This window comes from Streptomyces flavusporus (assembly GCF_046267975.1).
Classification (GTDB): domain Bacteria; phylum Actinomycetota; class Actinomycetes; order Streptomycetales; family Streptomycetaceae; genus Streptomyces; species Streptomyces flavusporus.
Window position 1 is genome coordinate 9,455,479 of the sequence record NZ_CP176503.1, and the last position, 24,461, is coordinate 9,479,939.

25 protein-coding genes are annotated in these 24,461 nt (G+C 70.7%); 10 read left to right on the top strand and 15 right to left on the bottom strand.

Annotation, left to right across the window (positions count from 1 at the left end; translation table 11 throughout):
* Position 1 precedes the first annotated feature (1 nt).
* Both ACKTSN_RS44585 and glgX read left to right on the top strand, forming a co-directional pair.
* Complete coding sequence (locus ACKTSN_RS44585) at positions 2–517, top strand: pep a2 (RefSeq protein WP_409474267.1); 516 nt, start codon at positions 2–4, stop codon at positions 515–517.
* Between the two features lie 26 nt (positions 518–543).
* On the top strand, positions 544–2,661 hold the full coding sequence (glgX, locus tag ACKTSN_RS44590; protein WP_409475080.1) for a glycogen debranching protein GlgX: 2,118 nt from the start codon (positions 544–546) through the stop codon (positions 2,659–2,661).
* Between the two features lie 45 nt (positions 2,662–2,706).
* Here glgX and ACKTSN_RS44595 read toward each other — a convergent pair whose 3' ends face one another.
* Entirely contained in the window at positions 2,707–3,510 is an 804-nt protein-coding gene (locus ACKTSN_RS44595) for a VOC family protein (RefSeq protein WP_409474268.1), read from the bottom strand.
* Positions 3,511–3,634: 124 nt separating this feature from the next.
* Here ACKTSN_RS44595 and ACKTSN_RS44600 point away from each other — a divergent pair, with 124 nt between their 5' ends.
* Positions 3,635–3,958, top strand: a complete 324-nt coding sequence (locus tag ACKTSN_RS44600; RefSeq protein ID WP_240797341.1) for an ANTAR domain-containing protein — start codon at positions 3,635–3,637, stop codon at positions 3,956–3,958.
* A 7-nt stretch (positions 3,959–3,965) separates the two neighbouring features.
* On the opposite strand, the gene ACKTSN_RS44605 is transcribed toward ACKTSN_RS44600, so the two are convergent.
* Positions 3,966–4,760, bottom strand: coding sequence for a SigB/SigF/SigG family RNA polymerase sigma factor (locus ACKTSN_RS44605; RefSeq protein ID WP_409474269.1), 795 nt, complete (start codon positions 4,758–4,760; stop codon positions 3,966–3,968).
* A gap of 412 nt (positions 4,761–5,172) precedes the next feature.
* Between ACKTSN_RS44605 and ACKTSN_RS44610 the strand changes: the two genes are divergently transcribed.
* On the top strand, positions 5,173–5,694 hold the full coding sequence (locus ACKTSN_RS44610) for a hypothetical protein (RefSeq protein ID WP_409474270.1): 522 nt from the start codon (positions 5,173–5,175) through the stop codon (positions 5,692–5,694).
* A 9-nt stretch (positions 5,695–5,703) separates the two neighbouring features.
* Here the strand turns inward: ACKTSN_RS44610 and hemC are convergent, their stop codons facing one another.
* From hemC to ACKTSN_RS44635, 5 genes are all read right to left on the bottom strand, one after another.
* Positions 5,704–6,639 (bottom strand): hydroxymethylbilane synthase, encoded by a 936-nt coding sequence (hemC, locus tag ACKTSN_RS44615; protein ID WP_409474271.1) that lies wholly within the window; start codon positions 6,637–6,639, stop codon positions 5,704–5,706.
* A gap of 49 nt (positions 6,640–6,688) precedes the next feature.
* Positions 6,689–7,465, bottom strand: a complete 777-nt coding sequence (locus tag ACKTSN_RS44620; protein WP_409474272.1) for an NPP1 family protein — start codon at positions 7,463–7,465, stop codon at positions 6,689–6,691.
* Positions 7,466–7,607: 142 nt separating this feature from the next.
* On the bottom strand, positions 7,608–8,591 hold the full coding sequence (locus tag ACKTSN_RS44625; protein ID WP_409474273.1) for an ATP-dependent DNA ligase: 984 nt from the start codon (positions 8,589–8,591) through the stop codon (positions 7,608–7,610).
* 73 nt (positions 8,592–8,664) lie between these two features.
* Positions 8,665–9,354 carry a response regulator gene (locus ACKTSN_RS44630; protein WP_409474274.1) on the bottom strand — a complete coding sequence of 230 codons (690 nt, stop codon included), beginning with the start codon at positions 9,352–9,354 and terminating at the stop codon, positions 8,665–8,667.
* 91 nt (positions 9,355–9,445) lie between these two features.
* Positions 9,446–9,613: a hypothetical protein gene (locus tag ACKTSN_RS44635; protein WP_409474275.1), complete on the bottom strand. Its 168-nt coding sequence runs from the start codon at positions 9,611–9,613 to the stop codon at positions 9,446–9,448.
* A gap of 93 nt (positions 9,614–9,706) precedes the next feature.
* Between ACKTSN_RS44635 and ACKTSN_RS44640 the strand changes: the two genes are divergently transcribed.
* The 3 genes from ACKTSN_RS44640 to ACKTSN_RS44650 all read left to right on the top strand — a co-directional run bounded on the left by ACKTSN_RS44640 (position 9,707) and on the right by ACKTSN_RS44650 (position 11,864).
* Complete coding sequence (locus ACKTSN_RS44640; RefSeq protein ID WP_409474276.1) at positions 9,707–10,228, top strand: MarR family winged helix-turn-helix transcriptional regulator; 522 nt, start codon at positions 9,707–9,709, stop codon at positions 10,226–10,228.
* Between the two features lie 94 nt (positions 10,229–10,322).
* Positions 10,323–10,793 carry a peroxiredoxin gene (locus tag ACKTSN_RS44645; RefSeq protein ID WP_409474277.1) on the top strand — a complete coding sequence of 157 codons (471 nt, stop codon included), beginning with the start codon at positions 10,323–10,325 and terminating at the stop codon, positions 10,791–10,793.
* Between the two features lie 48 nt (positions 10,794–10,841).
* Positions 10,842–11,864: an alpha/beta hydrolase family protein gene (locus ACKTSN_RS44650; protein WP_409474278.1), complete on the top strand. Its 1,023-nt coding sequence runs from the start codon at positions 10,842–10,844 to the stop codon at positions 11,862–11,864.
* A gap of 299 nt (positions 11,865–12,163) precedes the next feature.
* On the opposite strand, the gene ACKTSN_RS44655 is transcribed toward ACKTSN_RS44650, so the two are convergent.
* Positions 12,164–12,994: an aldo/keto reductase gene (locus ACKTSN_RS44655; protein WP_409474279.1), complete on the bottom strand. Its 831-nt coding sequence runs from the start codon at positions 12,992–12,994 to the stop codon at positions 12,164–12,166.
* Between the two features lie 96 nt (positions 12,995–13,090).
* Here ACKTSN_RS44655 and ACKTSN_RS44660 point away from each other — a divergent pair, with 96 nt between their 5' ends.
* On the top strand, positions 13,091–14,155 hold the full coding sequence (locus tag ACKTSN_RS44660) for a LacI family DNA-binding transcriptional regulator (protein ID WP_409475081.1): 1,065 nt from the start codon (positions 13,091–13,093) through the stop codon (positions 14,153–14,155).
* On the opposite strand, the gene ACKTSN_RS44665 is transcribed toward ACKTSN_RS44660, so the two are convergent.
* The 4 genes from ACKTSN_RS44665 to ACKTSN_RS44680 are packed head-to-tail and all read right to left on the bottom strand — an operon-like array spanning position 14,118 to position 18,743.
* Positions 14,118–15,518, bottom strand: a complete 1,401-nt coding sequence (locus tag ACKTSN_RS44665; RefSeq protein ID WP_409474280.1) for a glycoside hydrolase family 32 protein — start codon at positions 15,516–15,518, stop codon at positions 14,118–14,120. The genes ACKTSN_RS44660 and ACKTSN_RS44665 overlap by 38 nt on opposite strands.
* Positions 15,515–16,369: a carbohydrate ABC transporter permease gene (locus ACKTSN_RS44670; protein ID WP_409474281.1), complete on the bottom strand. Its 855-nt coding sequence runs from the start codon at positions 16,367–16,369 to the stop codon at positions 15,515–15,517. Before ACKTSN_RS44670 ends, ACKTSN_RS44665 begins: the two co-directional genes overlap by 4 nt.
* 14 nt (positions 16,370–16,383) lie before the next feature.
* Complete coding sequence (locus ACKTSN_RS44675; protein WP_409474282.1) at positions 16,384–17,337, bottom strand: carbohydrate ABC transporter permease; 954 nt, start codon at positions 17,335–17,337, stop codon at positions 16,384–16,386.
* Complete coding sequence (locus ACKTSN_RS44680) at positions 17,334–18,743, bottom strand: extracellular solute-binding protein (RefSeq protein ID WP_409474283.1); 1,410 nt, start codon at positions 18,741–18,743, stop codon at positions 17,334–17,336. Before ACKTSN_RS44680 ends, ACKTSN_RS44675 begins: the two co-directional genes overlap by 4 nt.
* A 158-nt stretch (positions 18,744–18,901) precedes the next feature.
* Here ACKTSN_RS44680 and ACKTSN_RS44685 point away from each other — a divergent pair, with 158 nt between their 5' ends.
* Both ACKTSN_RS44685 and ACKTSN_RS44690 read left to right on the top strand, forming a co-directional pair.
* The gene (locus tag ACKTSN_RS44685; RefSeq protein WP_409474284.1) at positions 18,902–20,452 is read left to right on the top strand and encodes a glycoside hydrolase family 32 protein; all 1,551 of its coding nucleotides are present in this window, start codon (positions 18,902–18,904) and stop codon (positions 20,450–20,452) included.
* Between the two features lie 104 nt (positions 20,453–20,556).
* Positions 20,557–21,531: a TauD/TfdA dioxygenase family protein gene (locus tag ACKTSN_RS44690; protein WP_409474285.1), complete on the top strand. Its 975-nt coding sequence runs from the start codon at positions 20,557–20,559 to the stop codon at positions 21,529–21,531.
* Positions 21,532–21,598: 67 nt separating this feature from the next.
* Here ACKTSN_RS44690 and ACKTSN_RS44695 read toward each other — a convergent pair whose 3' ends face one another.
* The 3 genes from ACKTSN_RS44695 to ACKTSN_RS44705 form a co-directional block, all read right to left on the bottom strand.
* Positions 21,599–22,798 (bottom strand): glycoside hydrolase family 64 protein, encoded by a 1,200-nt coding sequence (locus ACKTSN_RS44695; protein WP_409474286.1) that lies wholly within the window; start codon positions 22,796–22,798, stop codon positions 21,599–21,601.
* Between the two features lie 156 nt (positions 22,799–22,954).
* The gene (locus tag ACKTSN_RS44700) at positions 22,955–23,710 is read right to left on the bottom strand and encodes a dienelactone hydrolase family protein (RefSeq protein WP_409474287.1); all 756 of its coding nucleotides are present in this window, start codon (positions 23,708–23,710) and stop codon (positions 22,955–22,957) included.
* 104 nt (positions 23,711–23,814) lie between these two features.
* Positions 23,815–24,435: an L-threonylcarbamoyladenylate synthase gene (locus ACKTSN_RS44705; RefSeq protein ID WP_409474288.1), complete on the bottom strand. Its 621-nt coding sequence runs from the start codon at positions 24,433–24,435 to the stop codon at positions 23,815–23,817.
* Positions 24,436–24,461 lie beyond the last annotated feature (26 nt).

Below are 24,461 nucleotides of genomic sequence, written 5' to 3' on the forward strand. Positions count from 1 at the left end.
GATGAAGACCGCAGTGCCCTGCTACTACCACCTCGACGTGGAGGTCAGCCCGGAACGCGTCGGACAGGTCAGCCGCATCCTGGCGGCCCACCTCAGGTACTGGGACCTCGAACTGCTCGTCAAGCCCGTCTGCCACAGCGCCGAGCTGCTGCTGAAGGCCATCGACGAACACGCGTCGGACAAGCACACCTCGATCGAGATGTGGTGGAACCGCCAGCACCTGATCACCGCCGTCGGCGGCGACGACCACGGGCTCCGCCCGGACCAGGATCTCCGTGCCTGCCTGGAGCACATCGCCGCGATGAGCGACGGCTGGGGCTGCTGCGCCACGGACACCGGCAGCAAGGTCATCTGGTTCTCGCAGCGGGCCCGCGCCGGCCAGCGCGTCCCGCTGGTGCCGAAGGCGCCCGCGCCGAACCTGCGCGAGGGGCTTCAGGTGCCCCGCGAGCTCCCGGTCACCGCACTGGGCGCCCCGCCGAACCCGGCGGACGACGGCGCTCTGGAGGACGCGCGGTGACGCAGCAGCCGAACCGGAAGACCGGGGTGCCCGCGTGGAGCGGGCACCCCTATCCCTTGGGTGCCGCCTACGACGGCAAGGGCACCAACTTCGCCCTGTTCAGCGAGGTCGCCGAACGGGTCGAACTCGTCCTGGTCGACGACTGCGGGCGGCACCGCAGCGTCCCGCTGACCGAGGTCGACGGTTTCGTCTGGCACTGCTATCTGCCCGGGACCGGCCCCGGGCAACGCTACGGCTACCGGGTGCACGGCCCGTGGCACCCGACCCTCGGACAGCGCTGCAACCCGGCCAAGCTGCTGCTCGACCCGTACGCCACCGCAGTGGACGGCCAGATCGACAACCACCCCTCGCTGTACGAGCGTTCCACGGCCGGCCCCGACCCGGCCGACAGTGCCGGCCACACCATGCTCGGCGTCGTCACCGACCCGGCCTTCGACTGGGGCGACGACCGCCCGCCCCGGCGGCCGTACGCCGACACCGTGATCTACGAGGCGCATGTACGAGGGCTCAGCCGCACCCACCCGGACGTGCCGCCCGAACTGCGCGGCACCTACGCCGGACTCGCCCATCCCGCGGTCGTCGACCACCTGACCTCGCTGGGCGTGACCGCCGTCGAACTGATGCCGGTGCACCAGTTCGTGCAGGACGGCCATCTGCAGGACCGCGGCCTGTCCAACTACTGGGGCTACAACACGATCGGCTTCTTCGCCCCCCACAACGCCTACGCCGCCCACGGCACCCGCGGTGAGCAGGTCGCCGAGTTCAAGACGATGGTCAAGGCGCTGCACGCGGCCGGCCTCGAAGTGATCCTCGACGTGGTCTACAACCACACCGCCGAGGGCAACGAGAAGGGCCCCACGTTGTCCTTCCGCGGCATCGACAACGCCTCGTACTACCGCCTGGTGGACGGCGACTGGGGGCACTACTACGACACCACCGGCACCGGGAACAGCCTGCTGATGCGCCACCCCTACGTCCTGCAGCTGATCATGGACTCGCTGCGGTACTGGGTCACCGTGATGCACGTCGACGGCTTCCGCTTCGACCTCGCGGCCACCCTGGCCCGGCAGTTCCACGAGGTGGACCGGCTGTCGGCGTTCTTCGACCTGATCCAGCAGGACCCGGTGATCAGCCGCGTCAAGCTGATCGCCGAGCCCTGGGACGTGGGGGAGGGCGGCTACCAGGTGGGCAACTTCCCGCCGCTGTGGTCGGAATGGAACGGCAAGTACCGGGACGCGGTACGGGACTTCTGGCGGGGCGGCGAACACACGCTGGGCGAGTTCGCGTCCCGGCTGACCGGCTCCTCCGACCTGTACCAGCACAGCAGACGCAGGCCGCGGGCCAGCGTCAACTTCGTCACCGCGCACGACGGGTTCACCCTGCGCGACCTCGTGTCGTACAACGACAAGCACAACGAGGCCAACGGTGAGGGCAACCGGGACGGCGAGAGCGTCAACCGGTCCTGGAACTGCGGCGCCGAGGGCCCGACCCGCGACGCGGACGTCCTGGAGCTGCGGGCCCGCCAGCAGCGCAACTTCCTCGCCACGCTGCTACTGTCGCAGGGCATTCCCATGCTCTGCCACGGAGACGAACTCGGCCGCACCCAGGGCGGCAACAACAACGCCTACTGCCAGGACAACGACGTCTCCTGGATCGACTGGCGGCTGACCGAGGAGCAGCGCGAGCTGCGGGACTTCACGCGGTACGTCATCGCACTGCGCGCCGCGCACCCGGTGCTGCGCCGGCGCCGCTTCTTCCGCGGCGAGACGGTGACGCACGCCGGACAGCCGCTGCCCGACCTGGTCTGGCTGCTGCCGGACGCCCGCGAGATGACCGACCAGGACTGGCAGCGCTCCGACGCGCACTCCGTCGGTGTCTTCCTCAACGGCGACGCCATCGCCGAACCCGACGCGTACGGCCGCCCCGTGATCGACGACTCCTTCCTGCTGCTCCTCAACAGCTACTGGGAGCCGGTGGACTTCCGGCTGCCGGACATCACCTACGGCGAACGCTGGACGGCCCTGATCGACACCGCTGACCCCCAGGGCACCCCGGACGAGCGGGAGCACAAGGCCGGCACCGGTGTGACCGTCGAGGCCCGCAGTCTCGTGCTGCTCTCGCGGCCGTCACGCAACGCGGAGTGAGCGGACCGGGCCGGGCGTCCGCCGCGCGCGGCTCCCGGCCCGGCGTCACCGTGCGCGACGCGACGTCACCGTGAACTGGGCGCCGTCGGGGTCGCGCAGGACCGCCTCCTCGGCCCCCTCGCTCAGCACGCTCCCGCCGTGCGTCACCGCGGCCCGGGCGCAGGCGGCCACGTCGCCGACCGTGAAGTGGACCTGCCAGTGCGGCCGGATGCTGGGGTCCGGGGCCGCGCCCAGCGCGCCGGACTCGATCCGCGCCACGACCTCGCCGCGCATGCGCATGACGACTTCCTCCCCCTCGTAGTTGATCTCGCAGCACCCGGGGGGCGCGGACGCCCAGTCGAGCACCTCGCCGTAGAAGATCGCGGCGTCGAAGGCGTCGCGGGTGTGCAGCCGGATGAAGGCCGATGCCGCGCGGCGCCAGGTCTCCCAGTCGGAGGGCAGCTCCCCCTCCCAGACGCCGAAGGTCGCGCCGTCCCGGTCGGCGAGCAGCGCCGCCCGTCCGGGCGGCAGGGAGATCGGCCCGACCGCCGTCGTACCGCCGCGCTCCTGGACCCGGCCCACCGCCTCGTCGGCACTGCGGACCGCGAAGTACGGCGTCCAGGCCACCGCCATCTGCCACATGGTGGCCACCGCCGCGATCCCCGCGACCGGTACCCCGTCCGCCATGGCGATCCGGAAGTGCTCGCCGAGTTTGACCTTCCGCCACTCCCAGCCCAGCACAGCGGTGTAGAACTCCTCGGTGGCCCGCACATCGTGGCTGGTCAGACTCACCCAGCAGGGCGCACCCACATTGGTGTGCGTGGACATGACGTCCGTCGTAGGGAAGGCGGGTGTCGAGTCATGTTTCATGGCAGTCGTCCTGGTCTCGTCGACCGGCAGCTACCGGTCTGGCACCAGTGTCCAACCGGAACCGGTCCTGGCGCCTGCCGAGTACCCCGGTGGCAGGCGGCAGTACCGGTGGGAGGATGGAGAGGTGACACGCGTACCGCCGGACGCCACGGACCAGGTCCAGGCACTGCAGGACGAAGTGGCCCAGCTCAAGGAAGCCCTCGCCTCCCATGCCGTGGTGGACCAGGCCATCGGCATGATGGTCGCGCTGGGGCGGGTGACGCCGGACCAGGGGTGGGCGGTGCTGAAACAGGTCTCCCAGCACACGAACATCAAGCTCCGCAATGTCGCGGAACTGATTCTGATCTGGGGCCGCAGGGGGGAGCTGCCCCCGGAGATCCGCGTCGAACTGGAGGACGCCCTCGACCGGCACGGTCCGACGCAGATTCCCGGCGCGCCCCCTCAGTGAAGCCTCCTCAGCGGGCCGTCCCGGCCAGCAGTTCCTCGCGGAGCCGGGCGAAGCAGGCGCTGAGCAGCCGGGAGACGTGCATCTGGGAGATGCCCAACTGCTCTGCGATGCAGCTCTGGGTCATGCCCTGGAAGAAGCGCAGGTACAGGATGGTGCGCTCACGTTCCGGCAGTGCCTGCAGACAGGGCGCCACCGCCACTCGGTCGACGACGACGTCGTAGCGCGGGTCGGGACCGCCGATCGCGTCCGCGAGGGCGTAACCGTCGGTGCCCGGCATCTCCGCCTCCAGAGACAGCGCGGTGAAGCACTCCAGGGCCTCCATCCCGATGCGCACCTCGTCCTCGCTCAGCTGCGCGTGTGCGGCGATCTCGGCGATGGTCGGGGCCCGCCCCGGGGTCGTGTGCGCCAGTTCCTTCACGGAGCGGCGCACCCGGTTGCGCAGGTCCTGGACGCGCCGGGGTACGTGCAGCGTCCACATGTGGTCACGGAAGTGGCGTTTGATCTCGCCGGTGACGGTCGGCACGGCGTACGCCTCGAAGGCGCGGCCGCGGGAGGGGTCGTAGTGGTCGACGGCCTTGACGAGGCCGAGTGCCGCTACCTGGTACAGGTCCTCGAGGGCCTCGCCGCGGCCCCGGAACCGGACGGCGATGCGCTCCGCCATGGGCAGCCAGAGTCGCACCAGCTCGTCGCGGAGAGCCTTGCGTTCCGGACCCTCGGGGAGCTGCTGGAGCCGTTCGAAGTCGGCGGCGGTGTCGGGGGCGTCGTCGTGAGGGTGTTGTTTCGTTCTGCCGGCGGTACGCATCCGCGCGCCTCCCTCAGCAGGTGCCGGGTGGACAGACACCGTGGGAGGCGCGCTCGGACCGCACGGAAACACCGGGGCCGGCGAGCCGGTTCCCACGAACGTGCCTCCTGTCCGAAGCACTGCCATGCAGATTCCCTGGACAAACCGGGATGAAACACCTTTCGTGAATGGCATGACACCTTGCGACCAGGCGGTTCTCCACCGTCGACATCCGGCCGACGGCTGGTCCGCTGATCTCGTGTCCGGACGTGATGTGCGGCACGCCGGTGAACCCGCCCGTGCCGGTTCTCCCTGGGCACGGCTTGATCAGCGATCAAACGGGGGAATTCCCTGGCCACAGCGCATTCCGCTCATTTGACAGTGCGCTGAGCCCACGGATAGGAAGCAGCTTCGAGAGTTCGAGAGGTGCACCGTGTACGAGCCGAACGTGGTCGGGGACTGGCAGGAGTACGACGAGCATGCCGGCCTGCGCGTCCGCGTCCACCGACTGGAGCGGGCCGACCCGCCGCGGGGACGCGACGACGCCGCCGAAGGACTGACGTACTTCCGGGTCCGCGTGACCGTCGAGAACCGCGGCGAGCGAAGGTTCGGCATCCACCTCGAGGACGGCCAGATCGACGTACGGATCGGCCCCGACGGGGAGAGCGCGTTCCTGGACTGGCGCAACTCACAGTTCATCGAGGGCTACGACGTCTACCCGCTGCGCCGCGCCACCGCCGTGCTGTACGCGGCCGGACCCGAGGCCGCCCTGGACCGGGTCGACGTCCAGGTGCAGCTGCGGGTGGACGACGACTGGACCGACCGCCGGCTGTGGGCGGGCGGCACCGGCCTGTCCGAGGGTTCTTCCTGTGCCCCCTCCACGGCGGGCCGGGAGAGCCTCGCCCACCAGGTGAGCAACTTCCTGCGCGGCCAGGCGGAGGAGGGCACCGCCTGACCGGACGGGTCAGTGCGGGATGCCGTCGATGATCTCGCGGGCGCCCTGACGCAGCAGGGCCACGGCGACCGAGGTGCCGAGGGTGGCCGGGTCGAGGCGGCCGGCCCACTCGTGGGCGTTGAGCCGCGTCTTGCCGTCGGGGGTGAACACACAGGCCCGCAGGGACAGCTCGCCGCCGCGGTCCACCCGGGCGAACCCGGCGATCGGGCTGTTGCAGTGGCCCTGCAGGACGTGCAGGAACATGCGCTCCGCCGTCGCTTCCCGGTGCGTGTCCGGGTCACCGAGCGCGCTGACGGCGCCGATGAGGTCAGTGTCGCCCTCGCGGCACTGCAGGGCGAGGATGCCCGCGCCGATCGGCGGCATCATCGTCTCGGGGGAGAGGACCTCGCTGATCACGTCGCGGCGCCCGATGCGTTCCAGGCCGGAGACGGCGAGCAGCAGCGCGTCCGCCTCGCCGGCGGCCAGCTTCGCCAGCCGCCGGTTGGCGTTGCCGCGGAACGGGACGCACTCCAGGTGCGGGTGGGTGGCGGCCAGTTGGGCGACGCGGCGTACGGAGGAGGTGCCGACCCGGGTGCCGGGCGGGAGTTCGTCGAGGGTGTGGCCACCCGGGTGTACGAGGGCGTCGCGGATGTCGTCGCGCTTGAGGAACGCGGCGAACACCGTGCCCGCCGGGAGCGGCCGGTCGGCGGGGATGTCCTTGACGCAGTGCACCGCGAGATCGGCCGCACCGGCCAGCAGTGCCGCGTCGACCTCCTTGGTGAACGCGCCCTTGCCCTCGACCTTGGCGAGATCGCCCATCCACTTGTCACCGGTGGTCTTCACCGGCACGACCTCGGTGCGCACGTCCGGGTGCAGGGCCGCCAACTCGGCGCGTACACGCTCCACTTGGGCGAGCGCCATGGGGGAGTCGCGGGAGACGATGCGGATCAGATCGGGGACCGGCATGCGGACACGATAGACCGTTGCCGGTCCCCGTCGCTCCCGAGACCGCGGATCAGGCGTTGGGGTCGAACGCGATGCCCGACGGCTTCGCCGAGGCGAGGTGGGAGTTGAAGCTGCCGTCCTTCAGACCGAAGCTGGCGCTGCCGAAGTTGTACGAGGTCAGCTTGTCGCGCACGCCGGCCGGGTAGCCGTTCCAGCCGACCAGCGGCGGGTACTGCCAGGTGCCCTTGTGGTTCTCCGGCGGCTCGTCATTGGAGTTGGCGGCACGGAAGCAGTGCGTGCTGACGCCGTCCTTGTGGTAGACGATCTTCGCGTGGGTGCCGTCGAAACGGATCTGCGACGCGGTGTGCACGGTGAAGGAACCGTGGTTGGACGTCGAGACGTACTGCACCTGGTTGTTCTGCACCCACACCACGACGTGCTCCCAGTCATGGCGGTGACCGCCGAGGCTGCTGCCCGCCACGGCCTGGTCCTTCTCGAAGTACAGGCCGTACATGTAGGCGCACCAGCCGTTGTTGCACTTGTAGCGCGAGTAACTGTTGGTGTTGTCGAGGTCGGAGGCGTCCCGGCAGTTGCCGTTGAGTGCGCCGGTCGGGTTGAGGCCGCCGTTGACGGTGCCGTCGGGGCCGATGGCGGGCGTGGAGTAGCAGCCGTCCGTGTCGTAGTCGAAGGCCGGCTGATACGTCCGCTCCTGGCTGTCGGCGTTCATGGGCAGCGCGGGCGGCGGGGCGGCAAAGGCGGTGGCGGGGAAGGCGATGACGAGCGCGACGGCGCCGGCCAGGCCGGTGAGCCATCTCCTGCGGTGCAGAGTGGACTTCGGTGACGACACTGCGTCCTCCTCCTGATTCGGGCGCAGCCCAACGGCTGTGGGGGAAAGGGCAGTTCAGCTTCCCCGGGATTCCCTTCCAGGCCAAGAGGTCACAAGTGTCCCCCTGGTGAAGGACAGCCGACAACTTCCTGCTGACGCAGTGTCAGGCGAGGTGTTCGGGCAGGTCGGCGGTGGACTCCTCGGGCGTGAGGTCCTGCCGCAGCCGCAGCCACGACGGCTGGCGCAGCAGCCCGGCCGTGGTGCGGGTGCTGTAGCGGACCTCGCCGACCAGCCGAGGCAGCACCCAGCGGGCGCCCGCCACGGGGGGCACGGGGTGGAAGGGGCACACGTCGGTCGTGAGCGTCCGCAGCAGCGCCGCCAGTTCCGTCCGCTCGGCCTCGCTCCAGCCGGTGCCCACGTTGCCCACGTAGCGCAGCCGTCCGGCGGAGTCGCGCTGGCCGAGCAGTACCGAGCCGGGCAGGCCGGTCAGCCGCCCCTTGCCGGGCAGCCAGCCGCCCACGACGACGTCCTCGCCGCGCATGTTGCGGACCTTGATCCAGGCCCGGGAGCGCACCCCCGGCTCGTACACCGAGTCCAGCCGTTTGCAGACCAGGCCCTCCAGGCCGTGCTCGAGAGTGGCTTGCAGCGCCTGCTCGCCGTGCCCCACGAGCGCGCCCGGCGTCGACCAGAACGGTCCGTCGAGGCCCAGCCCCTCCAACTGGGCGCGCCGCCGGACGTAGGACTGCCCGATCAGTGAGTGCCCCGCCAGGTGCATCACGTCGAACAGTACGAGGTGGACCGGCTGCTCCGCCGCCCGGCGGGCCGCTCGGGACGGCGCGTGTGCGAGGACCATACGGGACTGCAGCAACTGGAAGTCGGCGCGCCCCTGTTCGTCCAGTGCCAGGACCTCCCCGTCCAGCACCGCGGGCGTGCTGCCGAGGGCGCCGCCCAGCGGCAGCAGCTCCGGGTAGGTGGCGGTGATGTCCTCGCCGGACCGGGCGCGCAGCAGCACACTGCCGTCGCCGGCCAGGTAGACCACCGCACGCTGACCGTCCTGCTTGGTCTCGTAGGCCCACCGCGCGTCCTGTGCGGCGGGCGGCAGCGTGCCGGGCGTGGCGAGCATCGGGGCGATCAGCGGCAGGGTCACGGGCCTAGGTGTCGACGGGGCGGGGCGGTGCCACGCGCCCCGCCCGCAGGATTCCCCTGAACGGCGGGTGGGGTCAGCGGCCGACGGAGGGGGGCGGTACGGCCCGGACCAGGCCCGACTGGTAGGCGATGACGACCAGTTGGGCCCGGTCCCGGGCGCCCAGCTTCGTCATCGCCGTGTGGACGTGTGCGCGCACGGTCAGCGGGCTGAGCAGGAGCTTCTGGGCGATCTCCTCGTTGGAGTGCCCCTCGGCCACCCGGCCCATCACCTCGCGTTCGCGGGCGGTGAGCGCGGTGAGGTCCTCCGGGGTGGCCAGCCGGGAGCCCTCGGCGGGCGTGGCCAGGAAGCGGGTGATCAGGGCGCGGGTGGCGAGTGGGCAGAGCAGGGACTCGCCCGAGGCCACGGTCCGCAGGGCGTCCAGGAACCCATCGGCGGTGACGTCCTTGCCGAGGAAGCCGCTCGCGCCGGCCCGCAGCGCCTCGGCGACGTCCTCGTCGATCTCGAGGGTCGTCAGGATCAGCACGCGGGTCGCGGACAGCTCCGGGTCGGCGCAGATGGCGGACGTTGCGGCCAGGCCGTCGGTGCCGGGCATACGGATGTCCATCAGGACGAGGTCGGGCCGGTGGGTACGGGCGAGGTCGATCGCCTGGGCACCGTCGGTGGCCTCGCCCACCACCTCCATGTCCTCGCAGGAGTCGATCAGAATGCGGAAGGTGGCCCGCAGCAGGGCCTGGTCGTCGGCGAGCAGCACGCGGATGGTCATGGGTTCCGTCTTCCCCTGCCTGGGCGGTGGGGTACGGCGTCAGTCGGGTGGTGACCTCGATTCCCCCCGGGGAGGGTGCCCCGCGTGGAGGTCACTGCCGACGGTGCCGGGGCGCCGTCGGCAGTGGTGCGGGGCCGTCGCCGGTGCTGGTGACCGTCAGCTGGTCGGCCCAGCGGTGGTCCGGGCAGCGCCCCAAAGGGGCGCGGGGCTGTATCGACAGGATGCCGCCGCGGGCGATCCGGGTGTGGCGGCAGGACATCGCGGTGGGCGCGGGCTGGCAGGAGTCCGTGCCCGCGGCCGAGGGTGCGGGTAAATTACTTGAGTTACGCAATGAGATGGTAAAGTGGGTCCCATGCCCACACCCCCGATCCCCGCCGCGCCCGCTTCCCCGGAAGTGACCGAGATCGAGCGGGCGCTGACCCGTATCACCTACCTCAGCACCCGCGCCCGGCAGCACGACCGGCTGATGGCCCTGGCCGAGGTGCCGCTGGATCGCGCCGCCGTGGCGCTGCTGCGCCAGGTCGCGGACTCGGAGCCGATGCGCCCGGGGGAGCTGGCCAACCGGCTCGGCGTGGAGGCCTCGCACGTCACCCGCACCGTGCAGCAGCTGCAGAAGGCCGGATACGTCACCCGCGTACCCGACCCCGACGACCGGCGCGCCCAGCGCATCGAGCTGACCGAGACCGGCCGGCAGGCCATCGAGCGGATCCGGGACGTCGGCGCCCGGGGCATGCAGCTGGCCCTGGCCGACTGGTCGCCGGAGGAACTGCGGCAGCTCGCCACCCTTTTCCACCGCATGGTCGACGACTTCCTCGCCGCGGCCGTCGACGACGACACCGAGCAGCGACCCACCGCCCAGGCGGCCCCCTCCTGAGCCACGGCTCACAACCGCCGTTCGTGGAGGGCGCCTTCCGGACACCTCTTTACCGTCCAGTAAGCTCACGCGCCAGGCCACCAGAGGAGGAACCGTGCCCCCGTCCCAGCCGGTCGTCGGCGACAAGGTCGAGGACTTCGAACTGCCCGACGAGACCGGTACGCCGCGGCGCCTGTCCGAACTCCTCGCCGAGGGGCCGGTGGTGCTGTTCTTCTACCCCGCCGCCATGACCCCCGGCTGCACCGCCGAAGCCTGCCACTTCCGTGATCTGGCCGCGGAGTTCGCCGCCGTCGGCGCACGGCCGGTGGGCGTGAGCGGCGACCCGGTGGAGCGGCAGCAGGAGTTCGCCGGACGCCACACGCTCGGCATGCCGCTGCTGTCCGACGCCGACGGCACGGTCCGTGAACGCTTCGGCGTGAAGCGGGGGTTCCAGCTGGCCTCCACCAAGCGCGTCACCTTCGTCATCGCGCAGGACCGCACGGTCCTCGAGGTCGTCCGCAGCGAACTTCGCATGAACACACACGCCGACCGTGCCCTGATCGCCCTGCGCGCACATCGGGCCTGATCGTACGAGAGCCCGACGCGACCGCGCCCCGTCGGTGATACTGGCGGCATGCGGTTGGTGGGCAAGGCCTGCGTCACCGTCTGCCTGGTGCTGGCGGCCGCCGTCGGCTGCACGGACGGGGACGGCGACCCCGCACACACCGCCCCGCCGACGCCCACCCGCACCGCGTCGCCGGCCCCCAGCGCCCCCACGTCCAAGCCGCCCGACCCCGTGTCGATCCCCGGCCTCATCGCCCGGGAGCACCGCGGATCCGGCCTCCGGCTCGGCACTGTACGGCTGCGCACCGACGCCTACACCCAGTACGCGATCACCTATGAGGCGAACGGCCTGACCATCTCCGGCCTCATGAACGTTCCCGAGGGCAGGGGCCCCTTCCCGGCGCTGGTGCTGGCGCACGGCTACATCGATCCCGACGTCTACACCACCGGTCGCGGACTCGCCCGGGAGCAGGACCTGCTGGCCCGCAACGGCTATGTCGCCCTGCACACCGACTACCGCAACCACGCCGGCTCCGACGACGACCCCGACAACGACGTCAACCTCCGCCTCGGCTACACCGAGGACGTCATCGCCGCCGTGCAGGCCCTGCGCTCGTCCGGCCTCCCCCAGATCGACAACGACCGCATCGGCCTGCTCGGCCGGTCGATGGGCGGCGGCGTCGTGTACAACACGCTGGTGGTGGCACCGGGCCTGGTGGACGCCGCCGTGGTCTACGCACCGGTCAGCTCGCGCCCCGCCGAGAACCTCGACCACTTCCAGCGCCGCAATGGCGACCCGGTCGTCGCCGAGATCGAGGCCGAACACGGCAGCCCCCGGGAGAACCCCGCCTTCTGGAAGGAGATCTCACCCCTCACCTACGTCGACCGCGTGACCGAGCCGCTGCTGATCCACCACGGCACCGCCGACGACACCTGCCCCCCGAGGTGGTCGGAGCAGACCGCCGCCGCGTTCGAGACGGCGGGCAAGGACGTCCGGCTGGTGCAGCATCCCGGCGAGGGGCACACCTTCTCCTCGCGGTGGCGGGACTCGATGGACACCACCATGGACCACTTCGAACGCCACCTGCGCTGAACGCGCGACGGGCGCTCAGTCCTCCCGGACGTCCGCGGCCACCTGGCCGAGCGTACGACCGCTTCGCACCGAACGGGCCCGACGGGGATCCGGCGTACCCCGCCCTTGTGCGCCGCCCGCCCCTTGCGGTCGTGGCTCAACGGCTCCGCGCCGGGAGTCGCCGCACGCCCCTCCGGCTCACGGGTCCGCCCGAAGTCACGCTTGCCGCGCTAGTCCCGCAGCCGGTCCTCCTCGCCCACGAGCGCCTCCTTCCCGAGCGCCCCGAGTAACCCCGCCGACGCGCTGCCCGCAACGCCCGCTCAGAACTCCTCGTGCACCTCGGGAGCCCCGCCGAGGCGCCGATGAGCCCGGTCGGCAAGGGCGCTCATCCGGCCGGGATCCAGGGTGAAGCCGAAGATGTCGAGGTTCTCGCGCTGCCGCTCCCGGTTCGCCGACTTCGGGACGGGCAGGGCGCCCAACTGTATGTGCCAGCGCAGGACGACCTGGCCGGGGGTCACCCCGAGGGCGTCGGCGATGCCGGTCACGACGGGATCGTCCAGGACGTCGGTGCCGGGGGCCAGGGGGCTCCAGCTCTCGGTGAGGATGCCCTTGCCGGTGTGGAAGGCGCGCAGGTCGTCCTGTGGGAACAGCGGGTGCAGCTCGATCTGGTTGACCGAGGGCAGGACTCCGGTCTCCTTCTCCAGCCGTTCGATGTGCTCGGCCGTGAAGTTGGAGACGCCGATCGACCGGACGAGGCCGTCCTCACGCAGCTTGATCATGGCCTTCCAGGAGTCCACGTACTTGTCGAGGCGGGGCAGCGGCCAGTGGATGAGATAGAGGTCCACATAGTCCAGGCCGAGACGGGCGCGGGACTCCTCGAAGGAGGCGAGGGTCTCCTCGTAGCCGTGGTGCCGGCCCGGGAGCTTCGTCGTCACCACCACCTCCTCGCGCGGGACACCGCTGCGGGCGACGGCACGGCCGACCCCCGTCTCGTTGCGGTAGTTCGTCGCCGTGTCGACGAGGCGGTAGCCCAGCTCCAGGGCGTCGAGAACTGCCTGTTCCGCCTGTGCGTCGTCCAGCGGCCAGGTACCCAGACCGATGGCGGGGATCTTCGTACCGTCGTTGAGCGTGTGCAGCGGGATGCTGATCACCGTCCGACCTTCCCTCGACTGTGCCGTACATCCAGCGTCACGGATAGGGTGAGGATTGATCAACCGGACGGGTGGGGGATGAGGGCAGCGGACGGCATGGGCGGCACCGAGGAGAAGCAGCCGACGGGATCGGGGCGTCCCACGTCACGGGACGTCGCCCGGCTCGCCGGTGTGTCGCACACGGCTGTCTCCTTCGTTTTCAACGGCCGCGCCGAGGGCAATCTCTCGCCCGCCACCCAGGAGCGCATCCGCCGGGCCGCCGCCGAGCTCGGCTACCGCCCCGACCCTGTCGCCCGAGGCCTGCGCCGCCGCCGTACGGCCGTGATCGGCCTGGTCACCGACGAGATCGCTTCGTCGCCGTTCGCCGGCCGGCTGCTGCGCGGCGCGATGGAGACCGCCTGGGACAGCGAGCACCTCGTCCTGACCATCGACTCCGGCGGCGATCCGGCCAAGGAGGACGCGGCCGTCGCCGAACTCCTCGACCGACGCGTGGACGGCATCATCTACGCGGCCATGTCGCTGCGCCGCGTCCGCGTCCCCGAGGGCCTGCACCGCACCCACTCCGTCCTCGCCAACTGCCTGCCCGAGGACGACTCGCTGCCCGCCGTCATCCCCGCCGAGCGTGCGGGAGGCCGTACGGCGGCCCGGCTGCTGCTGGACGAGGGGCACCGCAGGGTCGCCATGGTGGGCGGCCAGGACGACATCGCCTCCGTCGACCGCCTGCGCGGCTTCCGGGACGCCCTGCGTGCCGAGGGCATCACCGTCCCCAAGGAATGGGTGGTACGGAGCGGAGGCGAGATCACCGGAGGGCACGAGGGCGCGCTCCACATCCTGGCCGGCGCCCCTGCCGACCGGCGCCCCACCGGGATCTTCTGCTACAACGACCGGGTCGCGGCAGGTGTCCTGCATGCCGCGACCCGGCTCGGCATCGCCGTCCCCGGCGAGCTGTCGGTGGTCGGCTACGACGACCAGGAACACATGGCCGAGTTCCTCACGCCGCCCCTCACCACTGTCGCGCTGCCCCACCGGGCGATGGGCGAGGCCGCCGCACGGCTGGTCCTCGACTCCATCGACACGGGCAGGACGCCGCCCGCGACGGTACGGCGCCTCGCCTGCCCCGTGATCAGCCGTGCGTCGGTGGGACCAGCTCCCAGCCGGTGACCGTGGCCCCGGAACCCGTGACGACGAGCTCGGGCACATCGTCCGGTCGCCGGTAGACCCGCTCGGTGACCGTGGCCCGGTCGCCGACGAACAGCTCGAACAGCGAGCCGTCGACGAGGATCCGCACCTCGTCGGCCGGCGCCCGCATCATGATCGGCGCCGAACCGTCCGGCCGAGTTCGCGGCCAGTCACCGCGGTCGAGTGTCACCGTGCCCGCGTCCGGGTCCAGCAGGACCGTCAGCTCCGCGCCCGAGGCGGACCGCAGCAGACTCACGGTGGTCCGGCCGGATGCGGTCACGGTCAGGTCGTACGCCTCCGGCAGCGGCGTGCGATGACCCGGTGAGGTGACGAACGGCTCGGCCGCACGCAGCAGTTCGAGTTCCGGAGCCGGTACGACCCGCAGGGCGCCGTCGGGATGGACGTCCACCACCCGCGGCGCGGTCAGGACACCGGCCCACCCCGCACGATCGACCTCGCTCTGCTCACGTGCCTCCCAGGACCAGCCCCACATGAGCGCCCGGTCCGGCTCCTGGAGTACGGCGGGCGCGTAGAAGTCCCGACCGTGGTCGAGCCGCCCGCCGGTGCGGGCCTCGAAGCGCAACGCGTCCTCGCCGTACGGCTGGAGGCGACCCGTCAGATAACCGGTGGCGCACGGGTTTCCGTCCCACAGCGACACCACCAGCACCCACTCCCCGCCCGCCGTCGCGTACAGCTGCGGGCACTCCCAGCCGACCGCCTTGTCCCCGAACGCGTCCGCCGCGACAGGGTCGTTGCCGTCGAGGAGCACCCCGGCGAACCGCCAGTCGGCCAGGTCGTCACAGTCGTACAGCAGCACCGACGGAGTCCCGTCGGCGTGCCCCGCGCCGACCAGGGCCCACCGCCGGCCACCGCTGTGGAACACGAACGGGTCGCGGAACATCACCACGTCCAGGTCGCCGGGCGGCCCGGTCACTACCGGCGTGGGCAGTGGCCTCCAGTCGGTCAGTGTCTCGTCCTCCGGCATCAACGCCCGCGCCAGGCAGATCGAGCCGAGGCCGGTGTGCTGCCGGTCGACGCCCGTGTACACGGCCGTCGGCACGCCGTCGTCGTCGACCACGCAGCCCGACCAGCAGCCTGCCTCGTCCGGGCCGCCGGGGGTCGGGGAGAGCGCGATCGGATGGTGCTCCCAGTGGACGAGATCGGCGCTGGAGACATGGCCCCAGTGGACGTTCGTGTGCACCGGGGCGTCGGGGTTGTGCTGGTAGAAGAGGTGGTACCGGTCCCGCCAGCGGAAGGGGCCGTTCGGGTCGTTGATCCAGTTGGCGGGGGGACGGACCCGGAAGCGCGGGGCGCCGGGGTCCGTGGACTGAGCGGTGAGGCTCAACGGTTGACTCCTGCGGACGTGATGCCCTCACGGAGAGGGCGCTGGCCGACGACGAACACGGCGACGGCGGGGATCATGGAGAGGACGACACCGGCGAGCACCACCGAGATGGAGCCGGTGCCGAGGTTGCCCTGGAGGGAGACCAGGCCCAGGGGGAGGGTGTAGTTCTGGCCGGAGGTCTCGAGGATCAGCGGGCGGAAGAACTCGTTCCAGTGGTAGTTGAAGGCCAGTACGCCGACGATCGCGAGTCCGGGTGCGGCCAGCGGGGCGTACACGGACCGGAAGGTCCGCCAGGGCCCGCAGCCGTCCAGCATTGCCGCCTCGCCCAGGTCCTTCGGCATGCCCAGGAAGTACTGGCGCATCAGGAAGGTCCCGAAGGCGGTCGGGAAGGCCGGGATGATCAGGCCGAGCAGGGTGTCGGTCAGGCTCATCGACTTCAGTACCAGGAACACCGGCACGATGGTGACCTGCAGCGGCACCATCATGGTCGCCAGGACCAGCCCGAACAGCGGTTTCTTGAACCGGAACTCGAGGCGGGCGAAGGCGTATCCCGCCAGCCCGGCCGTGATCATCTGGCCCACCGCGATCAGCGCGGTCACCAGCGTCGAGTTGAGAGCGAGCAGCCAGACGTCGATCTGGTCGAAAACCCCGCGGTAGGCGTCGGCGGACGGGTCCGTCGGGATGAGCTTCGGGGGCAGGTCGAAGGCCTCGGCCGGGGTGCGCAGCGAGGTGGAGACGGTCCAGATGACCGGGCCCAGGGTCAGCAGGGCGCACACGGTCAGCCCGACGATCCGAGCCCACGGCGCGAGCGAGTACCGCGTACGGCTCAGGGACAGGGTTGCTTGGCTCAAGGGACTCACCCGGCTCACTGGTAGTGGACGAAACGCCGGCTGAGCCGGAACTGGAGTGCGGTGACCGCCATGATCAGCACGAACAGCAGCACGCCCACCGCCGACGCCTCACCGAAGCGGAGCTGCTCGAACGCGCTCTCGTAGATGACCATCACCACGGTCCGGGTGGCGTCACCGGGCCCGCCATTGGTGAGGACGTACGGCTGCTCGAAAACCTGCAGCGCGTTGATGATGCCGACCACCGACGCGACCAGCAGGGTGGGCGACAGCAGCGGCAGCGTGACGGCGAGGTGCTTGCGCAGTCCGGTCGCGCCGTCGAGCGAGGCGGCCTCGTGGATCTCCTTGGGGATGTTGTTCAGGCCGCCGACGAACAGCAGGAACGAGAACCCGAACTGCTGCCAGACATAGACCAGGACGACCGTCGCCATCGCCGCGTTCTCGGACGTCAGCCACGGCACCGGCGCGATCCCGACGAAGCCGAGCAGCCAGTTCACGACCCCGAAGTCCTGGTTGAACAGGTACTTCATCACCACCGAGATCGACGCGGCGGACAGCACCAGCGGGAAGAAGAACGCCGAGCGGAACACCGACCGCAGCCACACCGGCATGCGCCCGTTCACCGCCAGGGCCAGCATCAGGGCGATGAGCAGTTGCAGCGCGACCGCGAACACCATGAACACGAGCGTGTTGCGGAAGGAGACCAGAACGGTCGAATCGCCGAACACCTCACGGTAGTTGGCGGCCCCGGCGAAGCTCGGGTCGTCGATCACGTTCCAGTGGAAGAGGCTGAGGACCACTGAGCCGACGATCGGCACGACTGTGAAGACGACGATGCCGACGACGGTGGGCGCCAGGAACAGCGTGGCCAGCAGTCGGGTGCCACGGTCACGGGCGGAGGGCCGGGGCGCGACAGGCGGTGGTGCCGTCGGCTGCTCCGGCCGTACGGCCGGTATCTGGGTGTTCGTCATACGTCACGCTCCATGGCCTTCTCCAGGTCGCCCTGCATGCGGCGCAGCGCGGGGGCCACCGAGCGCCGGGAGGCCAGGGCGGTACCGGTGTGCTTGAGCAGCACCTGCTCGACCTCGGCGACCTGCGGCGGCGCGGGGATCGGCCCGGTGTCGGGGAACTTGTCGAGGGTGTCGTAGAAGACCTGCCAGTGCTTGGGGCCGATCTCCCGGTAGCGGTCGGCGGTCAGCATCGAACGGCGGGCCGGGGTGGTCTGGTTGGTCTCGAACAGTCGCATCAGGGTGTCCCGGCGGGCGGCGTACTTGATGAACTCCCAGGCCTCCTCCTGCCGCTTCGACGTGCGCAGCAGCGCGTAGCCGGCGGCGCCGTACTGCATGCGCTGGGTGCGCCAGCGCGGGAAGTACTGCACGTCGAAGCCGTCGGCCTGCATGCCCGCCAGGTGCAGGCCGCCCGCCCAGAAGCCGCCCGCGGGCGTGACGCCGACCCGTCCGGTGGAGAACACACCGATGAGGTTCTGGCCGTTGCCGCCCTCGGGGCGGGTGCACAGGCCCTCCTGGATGAGGGAGGCGAGATAGTCGTACGCCTCCTCCACGCGGGCGTCGGTGGCCTGCGGGGTGGTCCAGCGGAAACCGCCCCCGCGCCCCTGCCGCTGGGCGGCCGGATAGAAGGAGTCCCACAGCCAGGCGCCGCCCGGCGCCTTGGACTCGGCGAGCAGGTTGGTGTCGTTGGCGAACAACCAGGGCACCACGCCGCCCCACAGCCGGTTGGTCCAGAAGTACGGGGTGAACTGCGAGCCGCTGGACTTCTTCATGTCCCGCAGCAGCGCGGTGAAGTCGTCGCGGGTCCAGTCGGCCGCCGGGAAGTCCGCGCCCGCGCGCTTGAGCACCTGGGTGTTGAGGTAGATGTCGGCCGCGTTGAACTCGACCGGCAGCTGGTACAGGCTGCCCTCGTACATCATCGACTCCACCAGCGAGGGATGGACGTCGGCGAAGTACTCACGCAGCTCCCCGGCGTCCCGCTTCACCCAGTCGTCCAGCGGGACCCCGAGGCGCTGCGCGAACAACTGCACGCCCTCGGTGGCGACGTAGACGAGGTCGGGCGCGGTGCCTGCCGCGATCTGGGTGAGGATCTTCGCGAAGAAGTCCGACCAGTCGACGGCCTGCACGGCGTTGATCCGCAGCTTGATGTCGGGGTGGACCTGCTTGAAACCTTCGGTGAGCGTGCGGACGGCCTCCGGCCCGTAGGCGGGGCCGAGGGTGGCGACGACGAGGGAGCCGTCGTCCCGGCCGGGGATGTCGGCTCCGGTGAGCCGGTCCCAGCTCGCTGCGGTGCCGGCCAGCGCGGCGGCACCCGCGCCGTAGGCGCCGTACCGCAGCAGCGCGCGGCGAGTGAGGTGCGAGTCGGTCATTCGGAGGGCCTAACTCGTGTTAGCCAAGGTGTGATGCCCCAGATGATGAGAAGCGTGTCACCTGCCTGTCAAGGCCCGCGAACACTTGACCTTTAACGAGTTAGGCCGCACAGTCCTGGTCCACGGAGCCGCCGTTCTGACGAGAGGAACGATGCGTGATGCGTGGGATGACCAGAAGAGCACTGTTCGCCGGTTCGGCCGCGGGGACCGCGGCCGCGTTACTGCCTGCCGTGCCCGCCACGGCCGGGCCCAAGACCCGGGCCGACTGCGCGAGTTACCGTGCCCGGTATCACTTCACGGTCCCCGACCAGTGGAAGAACGACCCTCAGCGCCCGATCTGGGTCGACGGCGAGTACCACTACTACTACCTGTACAACCCGGACTACTTCACCGGCGGCACCACCGCGGGCACCGCCTGGCGCCTGGCCACCAGCACCGACCTGGTCCGCTTCACGGACCGAGGGATCGCCGTGCCCAAGGACACCACACCCAACGGCGACGTGTGGTCCGGCTCGGCGGTCGTGGACACCGACGACACCGCGGGCTTCGGGGCGGGCGCGGTCGTCGTGCTCGCCACCATGGAACCCGTGGAGGGCGCCGACTCGCAGGCCCAGTACCTGTACTACTCCACCGACGGCGGCCGCACCTTCACCCACCACGGCACCGATCCGGTGCTGGCCAACCCCGGCGTGCGCGACTTCCGCGACCCGAAGGTGATCCGCGACGGGGAGCGCGGCCGGTGGGTGATGGCGCTCGCCGAGAACAACAAGATCGGCTTCTACCACTCGTCGAACCTCAGGTCCTGGACCTATGTGAGCGGCTTCGTCAAGGACGGCATCGGCGTGCTGGAGTGCCCCGACCTGTTCCGCATCAGGGCCGAGGACGGCACCGTGCGCTGGGTGCTGGGGGCGAGCGCCAACGGCAAGGGCTCAGGACTGCCCAACACCTACGCCTACTGGACCGGAGCCTTCGACGGCACCACCTTCACGCCCGACGCGTCCGAGCCGCAGTGGCTGGACCACGGCTGGGACTGGTACGGGGCGGTCACCTTCGACAAACGGGACGCGGACGGCCGACTCGACGAGGGCACGCGGTACGCCATCGGCTGGCTGAACAACTGGGACTACGCCAACACCACACCCACGATCGACTGCGACGGCTTCAACGGCACCGACTCGATCGTCCGCGAGATCGTGCTCAAGCGCGCTCCGTCCGGCATGTACTACTTCGCCTCACGTCCCGTTGCCGCACTGGACTCGTACGTGTCCCGCACGCTGAACCTCGGCGACCTGGAGGTGGACGGCACCCGAGTCCTCGACCACCGGGGCACGGCCTACGAGGTGACGTGCGAGATCACCTGGGACCAACTGACCGGCGCCGGCCTCCAGTTGCGCCGTTCCCCCGACGGTGTCCGCCACATCGACGCCGGCGTCTACGGCGACTACGCCTTCCTCAACCGCCGGCCCACCGTGAACCCCGACGCCTCCGGCCGATGGCAGGAGAGCAAGAGCCCCTTCGACCCCTCCGCCCGCCGGGTGCGGCTGCGGATCCTCGTCGACCGCACGTCGGTGGAGATGTTCGTCGACGACGGCCGGTACGTGCACTCGTCGGAGGTCTTCCCGTATCTCCTCGACGACCGGCTCGCACTGTTCACGATCGGCGGCCGGGCGGTGTTCCGGAACACGGTGATACGGGAGTTCACGGTGTGAGACCGGCGGGTCCGTCGTCTTGAAGTGTGGCGCTGTCGCCTCGGTCGGCGATCGCTGTCACGATCTCTCCGGAAGTCGAGACATCCACGACCAACGGAGTGCGCATGACGACGGACAGCCGTACGACGGACCAGGCGGCGCGGGACGCCGGGCTGGAGGTGCAGCCGGTCGCCGGGCACATCGGGGCCGAGATCGCGGGCGTCGATCTGGCCGACGGCCTGGACGACGCCCAGGTGGCCGTGATCCGGGCGGCGGTGCTGCGCTGGAAGGTCGTCTTCTTCCGCGGGCAGCGGCTGGACCATGCCGCGCATGTGGCGTTCGCGCGCCGGTTCGGCGAACCGGTCGTCCTCGGGCGGCGCGGGGGAGCGTCACCGGCCGACTTCCCGGAGATCGAGACGACCGCCGACCGGCTGGAGCTCGGCGGGCGGTTCGGCATGGAGCACGACGAGTGGCTGCAGCGCCGCCGGCACACCCTGCTGCGCGGCTGGCACTGCGACCACGGTGCCCGTGTCGACCCGCCTGCCGCGACCATCCTGCGCGCCGAGACCGCCCCGCCGTACGGCGGCGACACCACCTGGTCGAATCTGGCGGCGGCGTACGCCGGACTGTCCGCCCCGGTACGTGAGTTCGTGGACGGGCTGCGGGCCGAGCACCGGCTCGGCGTCGGCTACCAGCCGCGGCCCGGCGACGACGCCTATGTCCGGCATCTGCTGGACCATCAGGTCGCCTCCGTGCACCCGCTGGTGCGCGTGCACCCGGAGACGGGGGAGCGGGTGCTGTACGTCAACGGCTACTACGTCGAGCAGATCGCCGACCTCTCCCGCGCCGAGAGCCGGGCGATCCTGGACATGCTGCTGGAGCAGGCGGTCCGCCCCGAGTACACCGTCCGTTTCCGCTGGGAGCCGGGCAGCGTGGCCTTCTGGGACAACCGGGCCACCATCCACCTCGCGCCCAGCGACAACGCCCACCTCGGCTTCCCCCGGATCATGCACCGGGTGATGCTCGCCGGGGACGTGCCGGTCGGGGTGGACGGCAAGCCGTCGGAGCCGGTCGTCGGCACCGAGCCGGGGCACTGGTGACGCTCCCGAGATCGCCGCTCGACCGGTGCACCGCACCAACGGCGCACCGGTCGTTTGGAGGGACAGCTCAGTTGAAGGGATCGAGGGTCAGATAGGCCTGCCGCGGGTCGCCGTCGTGGACGAGTGACTCGTGGTGGCCGACGTCGTCGAAGGCGAACGCATAGGCCTTTCCGTCGGCCATCCGGTCATGGATGATCCGGGCGTAGTGGTTGGTCACGGCGTCCTGGTAGAAGTTCGCCGCCGAGGTGTCCGGCTGGTTCGGGTTGGTGAGCAGCGTCGAGCGGTTGAAGCCCGCGCACAGGGTGCGGGAGATCGGGCCGCGCACCTCGTCGTTGGGGGCGTCGAGGAGCCGGTGGCAGCCGAAGACGCTGCTCGCGTCGGGCTTCTGGAAGCTGGTGACGACCGTCCCGGAGCCGTTGGTGAAGTTCAGGACGCCGCCGGAGACGCGCCCGTAGTACTTGGTGTCCGGCTGATTCGCGAACGGCGTGACCGTCAGCGTCGTCGTGGCGTACTTCTGCCAGACCCGGTCGATGTAGTCGTCCATGGCCGAAGTGGGAAGGGTCCCGGTCTCCAGCCCGTACAGCGGGGACAGCGCCCGCAGCACGGTGCCGTCGGACCGCGTCTGGATCAGTCCGCCCCAGCCGCCCGACTGGGCCCGCAGCGCGCTGAACACCCCGTTGTAGCCGCCCGGCTCCAGCCGGCCGGTGCTGCTCGCACTGCCGTCGGCGCGCTGCACGCCGACCGAGTACGGCGCGGAGAACATGTCGACCTGCGTGCTGTTCAGCCACAGGCCCGAGTCGTTGAGCGTGTACTCGGACCAGTTGAAGAGGATGTCGCGGTTCGGGTCGCTCGGGTTCTGCACGGCCGGCTGCACCAGACCGCCCGTGGCCAGTTTGAACACGAGCTTCTGGCCGTACGAGAAGTAGATCCGGCCGGAGAGCTTGGGGATCCGGATGGTACTGGACTGCCCGGCGGCCGGTCCGGGGACGGACGCGTCCGGGGCGGGCGTCGGTGGGTTGCCGCCCGCCGGCCACGGATGGAACGTACCGTTCGCGTCGGCCCAGCCCTGCTGACCCGTCGTCAGCGAGGTGCCGAGGATGTAGACGTGGAGCGGATCGCCGCGACCGGAGTTGTTGGTGATCTGGAGCGGGATCGTCGCGGGCACCGCCGCGTCCGCGGGCGGCGTTGTGCCGAACGTGAGCAGCGCGCCGAGCAGGGCCGCCGCCGCGGCCACGGCCGGCCACCGGTGTCTGAGGATTGCGAGCACTCTCCACCTCCGTGCGGGTGTGGGGGGAGTTGGTCCGTACCTGGTGTTGAGAGCGCTCTCAGCGTTGCGTCAAGGCGCGAGCATGTCAATGAGTGCGGCAGAGAAAGACGTTGACGGCGGCGCCGGCGGCTCGGGACCGCGGGCGCCGCCGGCGGATCAGAAGGTGCGGTCCAACAGGTCCAGCAGTGCCGCCCAGTGACGCTTGTCCCCCTCGGCGTGGTACGACGAGGTGTCGGCCTGCGTGAACCCGTGCGGCGCGCCCGAGTAGACCTCGCAGCGGTGCCGGACGCCCGCCGCGGTCAGCGCGTCCTCCAGGCGCTGAATCTGCTCCAGGGGCATGGACGGGTCCTCGTCGGCATGTCCGAAGTAGAGCTCCGCGGTGATGCGGTCCGCCACCAGATGCGGACTGTCCGGCGCGTCGGTCGCCAGCTGTGCGCCGTGGAAACCGGCCGCCGCCGCGACGCGCTCCGGATACGTCCCGGCGGTGAGCAGCGCCAGCCGCGCGCCGAAGCAGTAGCCGGTCACCGCGACCGGGCCGTCCGCCGCCTCGGGGCGGTCCGCAAGCCACCGCAGGTACACGCCGGCGTCCCGCATCGCGACCTCTGGCGTCAGGGACTGCGCCGCCGGGCGGATCTGCTCGAACAGCCCGCCGCGTGCCGCATCGTCGATGAACTCGGGCAACTCCACGACCGGGGCGCGCCCGTGACGATGGAAGACGTTCGGCACCAGGACGGTGTACCCGGCTCCGGCCAGCCGGTCGGCCATCGACCTGAGCTGCGGCCGCAGCCCGAAGGCGTCCATGTAGAACAGGACCGCCGGATGCGGGCCGCCGTCGCCGGGGTGGGTCAGATAGGCGTCGGCGGTGCCGTCCTCGGTGGGGATGTCAACGTCCGTTCCCTGTACGGCGGTCATGGCTGGCTGCCTTCTGCGCGGTCGGCGACGTGGGGCCCGTCGGCTCGACAGGCCCGCGGCGGCCATCGTGACATGTGCGGGTAAGAAACCCGTTGCCCCGCCGCTCACTCGAACCGCGTGGTGTCACCCGCCCCGCGCCGGACGATCTCCGCCTCGCCCCCGGAGAAGTCGATCACCGTCGTCGGTTCGGTCCCGCAGTCGCCGGAGTCGACCACGCCGTCCAGCACGTGGTCGAGCCGGTCCTTGATCTCCCAGCCCTGGGTCATCGGCTCGTCCTCGTCCGGCAGGAGCAGGGTGCTGGACAGCAGCGGTTCACCGAGTTCGGTGAGCAGGGCCTGGGTGACGACATGGTCGGGGATGCGCACGCCGACGGTCTTCTTCTTCGGGTGCTGCAGCATGCGCGGCACCTCCTTCGTCGCCGGCAGGATGAACGTGTAGCTGCCGGGCGTCGACGCCTTGATCGTGCGGAACACGTCGTTGTCGACCCGCACGAACTGGCCGAGCTGCGCGAAGTCCTGGCAGACGAGGGTGAAGTGATGCCGGTCGTCCAGCTTGCGGATGGTCCGGATCCGCTCGATGCCGTCCCGGCTGCCCAGTCGGCAGCCGAGCGCGTAGCAGGAGTCCGTGGGATATGCGATGAGCGCCCCCGAGCGGACACTGTCGGCGACCTGGGCGATGGTGCGCGGCTGGGGGTTGTCGGGGTGCACGTCGTAGTACTTCGCCATCTACCGAGCTTATGCCCGGGAAGCGG